General features: G+C 59.4%; 15 protein-coding genes. 10 read left to right on the top strand and 5 right to left on the bottom strand.

All coding sequences use genetic code 11. From position 1 onward, the window contains the following. Nucleotides 1–35 precede the first annotated feature (35 nt). The 6 genes from fdrA (at nucleotide 36) to HB664_RS20850 (ending at nucleotide 7,830) form a co-directional block, all read left to right on the top strand. Nucleotides 36–1,577 (top strand): acyl-CoA synthetase FdrA, encoded by a 1,542-nt coding sequence (gene fdrA, locus HB664_RS20875; RefSeq protein ID WP_219940160.1) that lies wholly within the window; start codon nucleotides 36–38, stop codon nucleotides 1,575–1,577. Continuing rightward, nucleotides 1,577–2,992, top strand: coding sequence for a DUF1116 domain-containing protein (locus HB664_RS20870; protein ID WP_219940159.1), 1,416 nt, complete (start codon nucleotides 1,577–1,579; stop codon nucleotides 2,990–2,992). Before fdrA ends, HB664_RS20870 begins: the two co-directional genes overlap by 1 nt. A gap of 11 nt (nucleotides 2,993–3,003) precedes the next feature. After that, nucleotides 3,004–4,584, top strand: coding sequence for a xanthine permease (locus tag HB664_RS20865; protein ID WP_196355025.1), 1,581 nt, complete (start codon nucleotides 3,004–3,006; stop codon nucleotides 4,582–4,584). Beyond that, nucleotides 4,581–5,537 (top strand): carbamate kinase family protein, encoded by a 957-nt coding sequence (locus HB664_RS20860; RefSeq protein WP_047059377.1) that lies wholly within the window; start codon nucleotides 4,581–4,583, stop codon nucleotides 5,535–5,537. The genes HB664_RS20865 and HB664_RS20860 overlap by 4 nt, the downstream gene beginning before the upstream one ends. Nucleotide 5,538: 1 nt before the next feature. Continuing rightward, complete coding sequence (locus HB664_RS20855; RefSeq protein ID WP_219940158.1) at nucleotides 5,539–6,918, top strand: amidohydrolase family protein; 1,380 nt, start codon at nucleotides 5,539–5,541, stop codon at nucleotides 6,916–6,918. Between the two features lie 177 nt (nucleotides 6,919–7,095). Next, nucleotides 7,096–7,830: a bifunctional 2-polyprenyl-6-hydroxyphenol methylase/3-demethylubiquinol 3-O-methyltransferase UbiG gene (locus HB664_RS20850; protein WP_219940157.1), complete on the top strand. Its 735-nt coding sequence runs from the start codon at nucleotides 7,096–7,098 to the stop codon at nucleotides 7,828–7,830. Here HB664_RS20850 and HB664_RS20845 read toward each other — a convergent pair. Then, complete coding sequence (locus HB664_RS20845) at nucleotides 7,824–8,426, bottom strand: short chain dehydrogenase (protein ID WP_023308908.1); 603 nt, start codon at nucleotides 8,424–8,426, stop codon at nucleotides 7,824–7,826. The two genes, HB664_RS20850 and HB664_RS20845, sit on opposite strands and share 7 nt — an antisense overlap. A 97-nt stretch (nucleotides 8,427–8,523) precedes the next feature. Here HB664_RS20845 and HB664_RS20840 point away from each other — a divergent pair, with 97 nt between their 5' ends. The 3 genes from HB664_RS20840 to HB664_RS20830 all read left to right on the top strand — a co-directional run bounded on the left by HB664_RS20840 (nucleotide 8,524) and on the right by HB664_RS20830 (nucleotide 11,216). Then, nucleotides 8,524–9,411 carry a LysR family transcriptional regulator gene (locus HB664_RS20840; RefSeq protein WP_039263431.1) on the top strand — a complete coding sequence of 296 codons (888 nt, stop codon included), beginning with the start codon at nucleotides 8,524–8,526 and terminating at the stop codon, nucleotides 9,409–9,411. Between the two features lie 20 nt (nucleotides 9,412–9,431). Continuing rightward, a complete protein-coding gene (locus tag HB664_RS20835) occupies nucleotides 9,432–10,613 on the top strand; it encodes a PLP-dependent aminotransferase family protein (protein ID WP_219940156.1) in 1,182 nt (393 codons plus the stop codon). Between the two features lie 84 nt (nucleotides 10,614–10,697). Further along, nucleotides 10,698–11,216, top strand: a complete 519-nt coding sequence (locus HB664_RS20830) for a DUF6622 family protein (RefSeq protein ID WP_069303206.1) — start codon at nucleotides 10,698–10,700, stop codon at nucleotides 11,214–11,216. 2 nt (nucleotides 11,217–11,218) lie between these two features. Here the strand turns inward: HB664_RS20830 and HB664_RS20825 are convergent, their stop codons facing one another. Then, nucleotides 11,219–11,638: a nuclear transport factor 2 family protein gene (locus HB664_RS20825; RefSeq protein ID WP_219940155.1), complete on the bottom strand. Its 420-nt coding sequence runs from the start codon at nucleotides 11,636–11,638 to the stop codon at nucleotides 11,219–11,221. 97 nt (nucleotides 11,639–11,735) lie between these two features. Here HB664_RS20825 and HB664_RS20820 point away from each other — a divergent pair, with 97 nt between their 5' ends. Continuing rightward, nucleotides 11,736–12,467, top strand: coding sequence for an AraC family transcriptional regulator (locus HB664_RS20820; RefSeq protein ID WP_219940154.1), 732 nt, complete (start codon nucleotides 11,736–11,738; stop codon nucleotides 12,465–12,467). Here HB664_RS20820 and nudI read toward each other — a convergent pair. Genes nudI through HB664_RS20805 form a run of 3 tightly spaced genes read right to left on the bottom strand, consistent with a single transcriptional unit; the run spans nucleotide 12,439 to nucleotide 13,566 of the window. Further along, complete coding sequence (gene nudI, locus HB664_RS20815; RefSeq protein WP_033146340.1) at nucleotides 12,439–12,864, bottom strand: nucleoside triphosphatase NudI; 426 nt, start codon at nucleotides 12,862–12,864, stop codon at nucleotides 12,439–12,441. The two genes, HB664_RS20820 and nudI, sit on opposite strands and share 29 nt — an antisense overlap. A gap of 44 nt (nucleotides 12,865–12,908) precedes the next feature. Further along, nucleotides 12,909–13,256 carry a HigA family addiction module antitoxin gene (locus HB664_RS20810; RefSeq protein WP_033146339.1) on the bottom strand — a complete coding sequence of 116 codons (348 nt, stop codon included), beginning with the start codon at nucleotides 13,254–13,256 and terminating at the stop codon, nucleotides 12,909–12,911. Between the two features lie 10 nt (nucleotides 13,257–13,266). Beyond that, nucleotides 13,267–13,566, bottom strand: coding sequence for a type II toxin-antitoxin system RelE/ParE family toxin (locus HB664_RS20805; RefSeq protein ID WP_033146338.1), 300 nt, complete (start codon nucleotides 13,564–13,566; stop codon nucleotides 13,267–13,269). Nucleotides 13,567–13,794 lie beyond the last annotated feature (228 nt).

The raw sequence follows: 13,794 nt of genomic DNA, 5'->3' as shown, positions 1-13,794 counted from the left end.
GGCGGCCCCCTTTTATCCGCGTTCAGGAGAAAATAATGCCCACAAAAATCGTCATAAAAAAGAACACATATTTTGACTCCGTCTCATTAATGTCCGTTTCCACCAAGGCCAATAAATTACCGGGCGTCGAGCAGGCGTTTGTCGCGATGGCGACGGAAATGAACAAAGGCGTATTAAAAAACCTCGGGCTATTAACGCCGGAATTAGCGGAAGCCAAAAACGGCGACCTGATGATCGTAATAAAAGGCGACGCGGCGAATGATGAAACCCTGGCGGCCATCGAAGCGCTGTTCACGCGTAAAGAGAGCGGCGGCACCCATGAAGCGCGCTACGCCACGATTGCCAGCGCCAAAACCCATCGCCCGGAGAGCAACCTCGCGGTGATTTCCGTCAACGGCACCTTCGCCGCCCGCGAAGCGCGCCAGGCGCTGGAAAACGATCTCAACGTGATGCTGTTTTCCGATAACGTGTCGCTCGACGACGAGCTGGCGCTGAAGCAGCTGGCGCATAAGAAAGGGCTGCTGATGATGGGGCCGGACTGCGGCACCGCCATCATCAACGGCGCGGGATTGTGCTTCGCCAACGCGGTGCGCCGCGGACCGATTGGCATCGTCGGCGCCTCCGGCACCGGCAGCCAGGAGCTGAGCGTGCGCATTCACGAATTCGGCGGCGGCGTGTCGCAGCTGATCGGTACCGGCGGGCGCGATCTCAGCGAGAAAATTGGCGGCCTGATGATGCTCGACGCCATCGACATGCTGGAAGCCGACGAGGACACCCTGGTTATCGCGCTGATCTCTAAGCCGCCAGCGCCAGCCGTAGCGGAAAAAGTGCTGGCCCGCGCGCGCGCCTGCCGCAAGCCCGTGGTTGTTTGTTTCCTCGGCCGCAGCGAACCGCCCGCCGATGAAGACGGCCTGCAGTTTGCGCGCGGCACCAAAGAGGCGGCCCTGAAGGCGGTCCTGCTCACCGGCATCAAGAAAGAGTCCCTCGATCTGCATCCGCTCAACTGGCCATTGATTGAAGAGGTGCGCGCCCGCCTGACCCGGCAGCAGAAGTACATTCGCGGCCTGTTCTGCGGCGGCACCCTGTGCGACGAGGCGATGTTCGCGGCGCTTGCGAAATTCGACGACGTCTACAGCAACATCCAGCCGGATCCGGCTAAGCGCCTGAGCGACATAAGCGTCAGTAAAGCCCATACCTTCCTCGACTTTGGCGACGACGATTTCACCAACGGCAAGCCGCACCCGATGATCGACCCGACCAACCGCATCAGCCGCCTGCTGCAGGAAGCCCGCGACCCGGAAGTCGGGGTAATTGTGATGGACTTCGTGCTGGGCTTCGGCGCGCACGAGGATCCGGTCGGCGTAATGATCGACGCCATTAAAGAGGCGCAGGCCATCGCGAAGGCCGATAACCGTCCGCTGGAAATTCTCGGCTACGTGCTCGGCACCGACCAGGATCCGCAGTCGCTGGCGCAGCAGTGCCAGCTGCTGACCGACGCAGGCGTCATCTGGGCCAGCAGCAGCACCAACACCGGATTACTGGCACGCGAATTTGTCTGCAAAGGGGAGAAAGCATAATGACGACCTTATTCAACCAGCCGCTGAACGTGATTAACGTCGGCATTGCGATGTTCAGCGACGATCTCAAAAAACAGCACGTTCCCGTCACCCAGCTCGACTGGACGCCGCCGGGGCGGGGCAATATGCAGGTCGTTGAAGCGCTCGATCGGCTGGCGGAAAAACCGCTGGCGGAGAAAATCGCCGCCGCTAACCAAATCGCCCTTGAGCGCATTATTCAGTCTCATCCGGTGCTGGTGGGCTATGACCAGGCCATTAACGTTGTGCCGGGCATGACCCGCACCACCATTCTGCACGCCGGTCCGCCTGTCGCCTGGGAGAACATGTGCGGGGCGATGAAGGGGGCGGTCACCGGGGCGCTGGTGTTTGAAGGGCTGGCGAAAGATCTGGACGATGCGGCAAGGCTCGCCGCCTCCGGAGAAATTACCTTCTCGCCGTGCCACGAGCACGACTGCGTGGGCTCGATGGCGGGCGTCACCTCCGCGTCGATGTTTATGCACATCGTGGAGAACAAAACCTACGGCAACCGCGCGTTCACCAACCTCAGCGAGCAGATGGCGAAGATCCTGCGCATGGGGGCCAACGACCAGAGCGTGATCGACCGCCTGAACTGGATGCGCGACGTGCTCGGCCCGATGCTGCGCGACGCGATGAAGATCGTCGGCGAAATCGACCTGCGCCTGATGCTGGCCCAGGCGCTGCACATGGGCGACGAGTGCCACAACCGCAACAACGCGGGCACCACGCTGCTGATCCAGGCGCTGACGCCGGGGCTGATTCAGGCGGGCTACCCGGTGGAGCAGCAGCGCGAGGTGTTCGAGTTTGTCGCCAGCAGCGACTACTTCTCCGGCCCGACGTGGATGGCGATGTGTAAGGCCGCGCTGGACGCCGCTCACGGCATTGAGTACAGCACCGTCGTCACCACCATGGCGCGTAACGGATACGAGTTTGGCCTGCGCGTTTCCGGCCTGCCGGGGCAGTGGTTCACCGGCCAGGCGCAGCAGGTAATTGGCCCGATGTTCGCGGGCTATAAGCCGGAAGACTCCGGGCTGGACATCGGCGACAGCGCCATCACCGAAACCTACGGCATTGGCGGCTTTGCGATGGCGACGGCCCCGGCAATCGTTGCGCTGGTGGGCGGCACGGTGGAGGAAGCCATCGACTTTTCCCGCCAGATGCGCGAAATCACCCTCGGCGAAAACCCGAACGTCACCATTCCGCTGCTCTCGTTTATGGGCATTCCGACCGCTATCGACATCACCAAAGTCGCGGGCAGCGGCATTCTGCCGGTGATTAACACCGCCATTGCTCATAAAGAGGCGGGCATCGGCATGATTGGGGCGGGCATCGTTCACCCGCCGTTTAGCTGTTTTGAAAAGGCGCTGTTGACCTTCCGCGATCGCTACTTTTTATAAGGCATGCATCCATGAAAAACATGAAGCTGGAGTGGAAAAGAGGTGACTGGGCGGCGTATTTCGGGTTGATGACCAATAACCTGACCAATTTGCTGACCATGATGGGGCTGCTCATTTTTGTCGTCGGCATCCCGAAGGAGATTGTTTATGGACGCATCGCGCCGGCCTTCGGGCTGGCGGTGCTGGTCGCGAGTATTTGCTACGCCTGGTTCGGCATGCAGATGGCGCGCGCCACCGGGCGTAAGGATGTGACCGCGCTGCCGTCCGGCCCGAGCGCGCCGTCGATTTTTACCGTGACTTTCCTGGTGCTGATGCCGGTTTATCAGCAGACCGGCGATGCGGACTTCGCGATCCAGATTGGCCTGGTGTGGTGCTTCGTGGAGGCGATGATCCTCGCGGGCGGTTCGTTCCTGGGGGAAACCATCCGCAAGATGATCCCGCGTACCGTGCTGCTGTCGTGCCTCTCCGGTTTGGGCCTGCTGCTGCTGGCGATGAACCCGATGCTGCAGGCGTTCGAAGCGCCGACCGTGTCGTTTATCGTGCTGCTGCTGATCTTCATCAACTGGTTCGGTAAAAAGCCGATTTTCGCCCGTATCCCGACCGGTCTGCTGCTGTTGATTGCCGGTACGGCACTGGCGTGGATCTCCGGCCTGCAAAGCCCGGAAGCGATTAAAGCGTCCATGTCATCCTTCGGCTTTAACCCGCCGGAAGTGCACGTGGACAGCTTCATGCAGGGCCTGCCGCACGCGCTGCCGTATCTGGCCTCTGCCGTGCCGCTGGGGCTGGCGAACTACATCTTTGACCTGGAGAACATCGAAAGCGCCCACGCGGCGGGAGATGCGTACCCGACGCGTAAGGTGATGCTGGCGAACGGTCTGGCGTCGATGCTCGGCTGCCTGATGGGGAACCCGTTCCCGGTGACGGTCTACGTTGGCCACCCTGGCTGGAAAGCGATGGGCGCGAGCATCGGCTATACGCTGGCCTCCGGCGTGACCATGTTCATCGTGCCGCTGTTCGGGCTGGGGGCATTTATGCTCGCCATTATTCCGATGACCGCCATCGTGCCGATTCTGGTGTTTATCGGCGTCGTCACCGCCAACCAGGTGGTGAGGGAAACGCCCAAAGTGGAGGTGCCGGTGATCTTCATCTGCCTGTTCCCGTGGATCGCCAACTGGGCGCTGACCATGATGAACAGCGTGATGGGGGCGGCGGGCACCAGCGCGGCGAAGATCGGCACCGACGTGCTGCACAGCAAAGGAATTTACTACGAAGGCCTGGTGCATCTCGGCAACGGCGCGCCGCTCGCCAGCATGCTGTGGGGCTGTATCGCCATTTTCGCCATCATCAACAAGCCGCTGCGCGGAGCCGTTGCGGCCGCCGTCGGGGCGCTGCTGGCGCTGTTTGGCGTGATCCATGCCCCGGTGGTGGGCTTTGCCGAGGGCAGTTCGCTGATGTTCGTCACCGCGTATCTGATGATGGGCGGCATGTTTGTGGTGAAGCATGTGCTGGATATCTCTGTTACTCCCCCTTTCCCTGTGGGAGAGGGCCGGGGTGAGGGCACCAGAACGCACCTTCTAAAGGACACAAAATGAAAGAGCTTATGGTCGTCGCCATCGGCGGCAACAGCATTATCAAAGACAACGCCAGCCAGTCGATTGAACACCAGGCGCAGGCGGTGAAAGCGGTGGCAGAGTCGGTGCTGGAAATGCTGGCATCCGACTATGACATCGTGCTCACCCACGGCAACGGCCCCCAGGTGGGGCTGGATCTGCGCCGCGCCGAAATCGCCCACGAGCGGGAAGGGCTGCCGCTAACCCCGCTGGCAAACTGCGTGGCGGACACCCAGGGCGGGATTGGCTACCTGATCCAGCAGGCGCTCAACAATCGCCTGGCCGCGCGCGGGGAGCAAAAAGCGGTCACGGTCGTCACGCAGGTGGAGGTGGATAAAAACGATCCGGGCTTTACTCACCCTACCAAACCTATCGGTGCGTTCTTCACCGAGGCGCAGCGCGACGAGCTGCAGCAGGCACACCCGGACTGGCATTTTGTCGAGGATTCAGGCCGTGGCTACCGTCGCGTGGTGGCCTCACCGCAGCCGCTGCGCATCGTTGAGGCCGACGCCATCAAAACGCTGACGCAAAAAGGCTTTGTGGTGATCGGCGCGGGCGGCGGCGGAATACCCGTGATTCGCAGCGAGCAGGGCGACTACCAGAGCGTCGATGCGGTGATTGATAAAGATCTCTCTACCGCGCTGCTGGCACGCGAGATCGGTGCCGACGTGCTGGCGATCACCACCGGCGTGGAGAAGGTGTGCATCAACTTCGGCAAGCCGAACCAGCAGGCGCTGGACACCGTCAGCGTGGCGCAGATGACGCGCTACAGGGAAGAGGGCCACTTCCCGGCGGGCAGCATGCTCCCCAAAATCGTCGCCTCGCTGGAATTTTTACACCACGGCGGCAGGCGCGTGATTATCACCTCGCCGGACAGCCTGCCCGCGGCGCTGCGCGGGGAAACCGGCACCCATATTGTTAATGAAGGAAGATAAGATGAGTGAAAACAAAAGCCGCCGCGAATTTATCAGCCACAGCGGCAAAATGGTCACCGCCTGCGCGCTGTTTGGCGCCACCGGATCCGTCGCGTATGCTGCTGACTCCGCGAAGCCAACCTGCGAGACGGGCAAACCGATGAGCATCACCGCGAAACATTACTATCTGGACAACGTGCTGCTCGAAGCCGGGTTTAACGTCGACGGCGGCGTGGCGACGAGCACCCGCACCGAGCTGAAAACGCTGGAGATTAAAGACGGGAAGATCGTCGCCCTGCGCGATAACAAGCGCCACGCCGACGCCACGCTGCCGCACTACGATGCGGGCGGCAAGCTGATGCTCCCGGCGATGCGCGACATGCACATTCACCTGGATAAAACCTTTTACGGCGGTCCGTGGCGCTCCCTGAACCGCCCCGCGGGCACGACGATTCAGGACATGATCCGCCTTGAGCAGAAGCTGCTGCCGGAGCTACAGCCCTACACCCAGGAGCGCGCGGAAAAGCTGATCGATCTGATCCAGTCGAAAGGCTCCACCATCGCCCGCAGCCACTGCAATATCGAGCCGACCTCCGGCCTGAAGAATCTGGAAAACCTGCAGGCGGTTTTATCGCGCCGTAAGCCCGGCTTTGACTGCGAAATCGTCGCTTTTCCGCAGCACGGGCTGCTGCTGTCAAACTCAGAAAAACTGATGCGCGAGGCGATGCAGGCCGGAGCGCACTACGTGGGCGGGCTGGATCCTACCAACGTCGACGGCGCGATGGAGAAATCCCTCGACGCCATGTTCCAGATTGCGCTGGACTACGACAAAGGGGTGGATATCCACCTGCACGAAACCAGCCCGGCGGGCGTGGCGGCGGTGAATTACATGGTCGAGACCGTGGAGAAAACGCCGGAGCTGAAGGGCAAGCTGACCATCAGCCACGCCTTTGCGCTGGCGACGCTCAACGAGCAGCAGGTGGATGAGATCGCCACCCGCATGGCGGCGCAGCGGGTGACCATCGCCTCCACCGTGCCGATTGGCACCCTGCATATGCCGCTGAAGCAGCTGCGCGAGAAGGGCGTGTTCGTGATGACGGGGACCGACAGCGTCATCGACCACTGGTCGCCGTACGGTCTGGGGGACATGCTGGAGAAGGCGAATCTATACGCTCAGCTCTACATCCGCCCGAACGAGCAGACGCTCTCGCGCGCGCTCGGTATTGCCACCGGCGACGTGCTGCCGCTGAACGACAAAGGCGAGCGCGTGTGGCCGAAAGCGCAGGACGACGCCAGCTTTGTGCTGGTGGATGCCTCCTGCTCCGCCGAGGCCGTGGCGCGCATTTCACCTCGCACCGCGACGTTCCATAAGGGCAACCTTGTCTGGGGCTCGGTGGGTTGACGTGCATTTCTCCCTCTCCCTGTAGGAGAGGGTTGGGGTGAGGTGCATTTCTCCCTCTCCCTGTGGGAGAGGGTTGGGGTGAGGGCATCAGGCCGCACTTCCGTAGGTCGGGTAAGGCGAAGCCGCCACCCGACAATGCAGTATACTGCTATGCATATTCTTAAAGAGGGATCTGCCATGGCACAAAATATCTACGACAATCCGGCGTTTTTTGAAGGCTACGCCCGGCTTCCACGCTCGGTGCAGGGTCTGGACGGCGCGCCGGAGTGGCCCGCGCTAAAAGGCATGCTGCCGGATTTAACCGGCAAATCGGTTATCGATCTCGGCTGCGGCTACGGCTGGTTCTGCCGCGCGGCCCGCGAGCTGGGCGCTGCTGACGTCACTGGGGTCGATATCTCAGAAAAGATGCTCGCCCGCGCGGCGGAGCTTACCGCTGACCCACAGATTCACTATCAGCGTAGCGATCTGGAATCTCTTAAGCTCAACGAGAACAGCCTCGATCTGGTCTATAGCTCGCTGGCGCTGCACTACCTGCCGGAACTGGATACGCTATTCGCCAGGGTTCAGCGCGCGCTCAAGCCCGGCGGCAGCCTGGTGTTCTCAATGGAGCACCCGATCTACACCTGCGCCACCCGTCAGGGCTGGCTGACCGACGATAACGGCGAGCGGTTCTGGGGCGTGAACCATTATCAGGATGAAGGCAAACGCGTCAGCAACTGGCTGGCGGACGGGGTGGTTAAATACCACCGCACGCTCGGCACCACGCTTAACGCGCTGATCGGGGCCGGATTAACGATAAGCGACGTCAACGAGTGGGGGCCAGCGCAGGCGCAGATTGACGCCTGGCCCGCGCTGGCCGAAGAGGCGGAGCGCCCGATGCTGGTGCTGATCGCCGCCCGTAAGGCTCAGTAACCCACCTTATACACCCGCCCGCTCTGCACGCCTTCCACGCTGCGGCGATAGGCCTGCGCCACGGTTGCGGCGGGAACGCTCTCAAAGCCCGGGAAGAAGCCGTCGTACGTTTCGACGGATTCGGTGAGTACCGTCGGGCTAATCAGGTTGATGCGGATCCCGCGCGGCAGCTCGCAGGCTGCGGCGCGGACAAACCCTTCCAGCGCCGCATTCACCGTGGTGGCATTCACGCCCTGCGCAATCGGCTCGTGCGCCACGATGCCGCTTATCAGCGTAATCGAGCCGCCTTCGTTCAGATAATGCTGGCCGGTCAGCGCCAGGCGCACCTGCCCGAGCAGCTTGTCCTGCAGGCCCTGGTTGAAGTCGCTGTCCTTCATGGTCGCGAGCGGGCCAAAGTAAAGGCCACCGCTGGCGGAGACAATCGCATCCACCGGGCCGATTTTCTCAAACAGCGCCTGGACGCTCGCCTGCGAGGTGATATCCACCTGCTCGTCGCCCTGAGTGCGGCCGACGCGGATGACCTCGTGGCGACGACTCAGCTCTTCCGTTACCGCACGACCAACCGTACCGCTGGCACCAATAATGACGATTTTCATAGCTGACTCCTTATGTTGTGAGCCCCCATTCTTTAATAAATAAAAATGGAGATAAACTGGGCTAAAGTTAGAAGATTGCTAACCAGGAGTTTGTAATATGGATAAGCTTCGCAGCATGGAGACCTTTATTGCCGTGGTTGAAAGCGGCAGCTTTACCGGTGCGGCGGCACGGCTGGAGATGTCGGCGGTAATGGTGGGGAAATACGTTGCGCTGCTGGAATCACAGCTCGGTACCCGCCTGCTGGAGCGTAACACGCGGCGCCAGAGCCTGACCGACGCCGGGCGGGTCTATTTCGACGAGGCGAAGCGGGTGCTGGAGCAGGTCGCGATCGCCGAAAGCGCCGTGGAACGCCTGCGCGCCGTGCCGTCCGGCACCCTGCGCGTGACCGCACCCACCTCGTTTGGCGGCAGCGCGATCGCGCCGCTTACGGCCTCTTTTTTACAACGCTACCCGGAAGTGCGCATCGAGCTGGATCTCACCAACCGGATGGTGGATCTGGTGGAGGAGGGTATCGATCTGGCCATTCGTATTGGCGACATTCACAACGACGATCTGGTGGCGAAATACCTCTGCCCTTACCGGATGGTGATCTGCGCCGCGCCGGACTATCTTGCGCGCTACGGTACGCCGCAAACCCCTGCCGATCTGGTGGATCATCTCTGCCTGTCCCACAGCGTGTGGACCGCGCGCAACGAGTGGCGGCTGCCGGGCGTCGAGGGCGAAGTGCGCTGGAAGCGGGATGCGGTCTTAAGATGCAACGACGGCTACGGGCTGCGGATGGCCGCGAGAGCCGGGGCGGGACTGCTGCTGCAGCCGGAGGTTCTGGTGGCGGAAGATCTGGAAAGCGGCAGGCTGGTGCGGGTGCTGGAGGCGTATATTCCGGCGCCGAGACCCGTGCATTTGCTGTGGCGTCAGGATTTACGACCTCTCCCTAAGCTAACGGAATTTATCGCCCATATTCTGCTAAGATTGGGCACACTATAAAAAAAGAAGGTATGCAAAGAATGTCTGTGAATAAACTCGCCAGCAGCGCGCAGGGCCTGCAATCATCTGCCATCCGTGAATTGTTAAAACATAGCAAAATGGCCGGCGTCATTTCGCTGGGTGGGGGGATTCCTAACCCGGCCTTGTTCGATCACGAAGGGCTGAAAATTGCCGCTGATGCCGTATTATCACAGCATTTTGGTGAGGCCTTTCAGTACGGTCTGACCGAAGGCGTACCGGGGCTGCGGGAAGAAATTCAGCGCATCTGCGAAGGGCGCGGGATCCGCTGCAAGGCGGATGATGTGCTCGTGACCTCCGGTTCACAGCAGTCCCTCGACGTGCTGGCGCGTGCATTAATTAACCCGGGCGATACCGTTGTGGTTGAGCGTCCAACCTATCTTGCTGCGCTGCAGGTATTTGGCCTGGCGCAGGCGAATTTTGAATCCGTTGGCACCGACGGCGACGGAATGAAGGTCGACGAGCTTGAAGCGCTGGCGGCAAATAAAACCATCAAAGCGGTCTATATTGTTCCGACGTTTGGCAACCCTGGCGGGGTAACCCTTTCTGAGGCGCGTCGCAAACAGCTGGTGGAATTATCGAAGCGCTATGACTTCGTCATTATTGAAGACGATCCGTACAGCGAAATTAATTATACCGATGAAGTTTTCCGCCCGTTAATTGCCCATGCCAAAGATATCGGCAACGAAGAGAACGTGGTGTATACCTCAACCTTCTCCAAAATTCTTGCTCCAGGAACCCGCGTGGGCTGGGTGCTGGTGCCGGAATGGCTGAAGCGCGCAGTAGTAAACCTTAAGCAAACCACCGACCTGCACACCAGCACGCTGTCGCAGCTGATGACGTATGAATACCTGAAAACCGGTCGTCTGCCCGCTCAGATTAAAACGATCCGCGAAGCCTATCGCCAGAAATACCAGACGTTCGCAACCGAGCTGGAGGCCGAGCTGGGCGATGTGATGTCGTTCCACAAGCCGAAGGGCGGCATGTTCCTGTGGGCGAATATGAAAAATGGTAGTAATACCACCCGCTGGCTGGAAAAAACGTTAAGTAACGGCGTAGTATTTGTGCCGGGCGAATTTTTCTACTGCAATGAGCCAGACCATTCTACGCTGCGTATGTCGTTTGTCACGCCAACGGATGAAGAGCTGAAGGAAGCGGTTCAACGCCTGAAAAAATCGCTGTAAAAGACCTGCGCATAATGGTTTTCCTGCCGTTATGCGCAATACGCGTTCAGGCGGCACGGGCCGCGATCGTCCATGGAGATCTCCATGTTTGAATTTCTGTTCGGTGTCGTTACGCACACGCCCGCCTGGGTGTGGGTGCTGTTTATCTTCCTTATCTCTCGCGGCATTAAAGCCCGCAGGCCTGCCACCGTTACGCTGGAGAGGCTTGCCATCATTCCGGCAATATTTCTAATCTGGGATATCTACGATCTGGTGGTCTACCGCACCCTGACGCCCGGAACTGTCGCATTGTGGACGGCGGGGATCCTCGCCGGGGCCGCGCTGGGGTATATCCTGATTAAGCAGGCGGTTATCACCCGCGCAGATGCGCCGCGCACCCTTTACCGCCAGGCAGACTACACCGCGCTGCCGTTTATGATGCTGGCGTTCGGCGTCAAGTATGTGCTGGGCGTGATGAGCGCGGTCTCTCCCCAGACGATGCAGCAGCCCGCCATGAGCGCGCTGGCGATCGTCTCCGGCGGCGTGTTTGCCGGCGTGTTTCTCGGGAAATTTGCGCGTTACGTTGGGGTGTATAACAGCGCCGCACCGCGCCCGGCGGAGTAAGGTTATTCTGTCGCGTGTGCCAGCGTGCGATCTGCAGCATCGCCGCTGAGTGCTCGCGTGACTTCATGGATCCGCCAGATTTTCCCTTTACGCAGCGCGGCAAACAGGTAAACCTCGATCTCTGCCTGACGACCATCAGGAAAGGTGACCGTCACAATATGCCGGTCAGCCAGAAGTTCGTCATGACAGGCTATCTCCACCACGGTAAAGGCGATTGCGCGGATTTGTGAGCTGACGTGGCTCAGATGCTGGACAAAACCCCGGTAGTCAAGCGCGTGACCGTCCGTAAACTGCTGGTAATCGGGCGTAAATACCTCTGCCGGATCGATATCGCCGTTGAATAAGCGGGTTAACAGGCAGGCCATCTTTTCGCGCTGCGCGGCGTTGTCGGCGTGGGATATCAGGGACGTGATAATGCTCATGCGGGCTCCTTATGTGGTTGAATCACCATTATCCTTGACAGCAGAAGTCGCAGTTTCTCTAATACGCCGAAGAATAACGATTTTCGGTCAAAATGATATGGTCAGTGTTGAAACGCTCCTTCATCCCGGCGGGTACCGAACGCCCTGGCACAGTCATCGCACCGGCCAGCTGTGGCGCATTGCAGCGGGGCTGCTGGTCATTGAGACGCAGCAGGCGAGATCGGTCGTACCGGCAAAACACATCGGCTGGATCCCTCCGGATCGGCAGCACGCCGCTTTTTCCGAAAGTGCGGTAGAAGGCTGCGCTATCTTTCTTGACCCCGCCGTGTGCGCAATGCTTCCCGATGCGCCCGCGCTGTTCGAGCCCGACGATCTCACCCATGCACTGTTTTCCCGTTTATGCGATGCAGAGAGCGAGTACGATCCGCGAAAGCTTACTTTGCTGCTGGATGAGCTTGCCCTGACGCCCCAGGCTCGCTTTTCTCTGCCCGTGCCGACGGATCCGCGTCTGAAGAACGTGGTCAGCCATTTGCTGCAGTGTGTCGATGATAACCAGACGGTCGAGAGCCATGCTATTCATGCTGGGATGAGCGTGCGTACGTTCAACCGTCGGTTTAGCGCCCAGACCGGAATGAACTTTGTTAACTGGCGGCAGCTGGCTCGCGTCATGCGGGCAATGGAGTGGCTGGCGGCGGGGAAGCCGGTAGGGTGGATTGCGCTGTCCTGCGGCTACAGCAGCGTCAGCGCATTTATTGAGGTTTTCAGAGCATGGACCGGTAAAACGCCGGGGCAGTGGGCGATTAAAGAAGGCCCTTTTGGGCGAAGGTAATGCGCGTGGCTGCGTTGAGATCCAGCTCTTTTAACGACTCCGGATTAACCCAGGCGATCTCCTGAAACTCTTCATTAAACGTGACTTCCCGGTTGGCGCTGATGCAGTCGAAGATCAGATAGATCATGTAAATCTCCTCAGTGGTGCCATCGGCGTAGGTTTTCACCCTGATGTCATCGCGAAAAGCCCATGGCGTAACCGAGACAATCTCCAGCGCTTCGCCCAGCTCTTCGCGGATCTCACGGCGCAACGCCTGTTCCATGGTTTCGCCCGGCTCCATTCCACCGCCGGAGAGAGCCCACTGGCCGGGGAACACGCCGCGATCGTCGGCCATTTTACACAGGAGGTAGGCACCGTCATTCTGGATGATGGGGCAGACAATGGTTCGTTGGCGCATGATTTCTTCCTGAAAAAGTATTGATAGGTGAAGTGTTTACCGAATCAGGCTACATCCGGCTGGCCAGATTTTCGCTTAGCCATGACGTCCGCAACGGTCTTTATACGGCTTAGCTCCTCCTGCGTCCTGGGGTTGGATTGCGCTTCCCAGATATCGACGTTCAGCTGTAAGTTAAGCCAAAATTCAATCGTGGTATCAAAGGCTTTTGCCAGTTTGATCGCCATATCGGCAGTCAGCTTGCGATTGTTATTGACCAGCGCGCTGATGGTGTTGCGGTGAACATTGAGCATCTCCGCCAGATCGCTGATTTTCAGATTGAGCGGTTCAAGATACTCATACTGCAACACGTCGCCCGGCGTGGTGGGTTTGCGGAGTGCCTGTTGAAGTGTCATAGGTGATGCCTCACTTGTGTTGCGTGTACTTGTGTGGAGAGAGGTAGAGATCTTCTGCTTTACCCTCTGTCCAGCGAAATACGAGCCTGTATTGCCTGTTTACCCGGATTGAGGAATATCCCTTCAGTGGAGGATTCAATGCTTCATACATATTGCCCGGTGGCGATCGCAAATCCCTGTGCGAGGTTGCTGCCCTGATGATATCGAGCTTTCTCGCAAGCGCTGTTTCCAGATTTGCAGGAATAACATTGCTCGATCTGCCGTAAAGAAAAAAATCCTCAAGCCATTGATCCCGAAAATAACTAATCATAATGGTGCTGAGCTCCAGTCCTTGAAGCTGATTGAATAGTAATGCACTCCTGCACAGTGCGCAAGTGCGTTTTTGTCTGCGGTTAATATTACCTTGGCGATGGCTGAAGGGAAGTGGGATGCATGACTAAAGATTAATATTTCGAGGTAGGTTCCAGTTCTGACGTGCGGTTAAATACCCGGCGGCGCTGCGCTTGCAAGGGCCTCCGGGTATGTAGGCCGGGTAAGG

The organism is Enterobacter sp. DNB-S2, from assembly GCF_019443845.1.
Taxonomy (GTDB): domain Bacteria; phylum Pseudomonadota; class Gammaproteobacteria; order Enterobacterales; family Enterobacteriaceae; genus Enterobacter; species Enterobacter asburiae_B.
The sequence above is the reverse complement of the archived record's forward strand: the minus strand, read 5'-3'. Positions and strand labels throughout refer to the sequence as shown.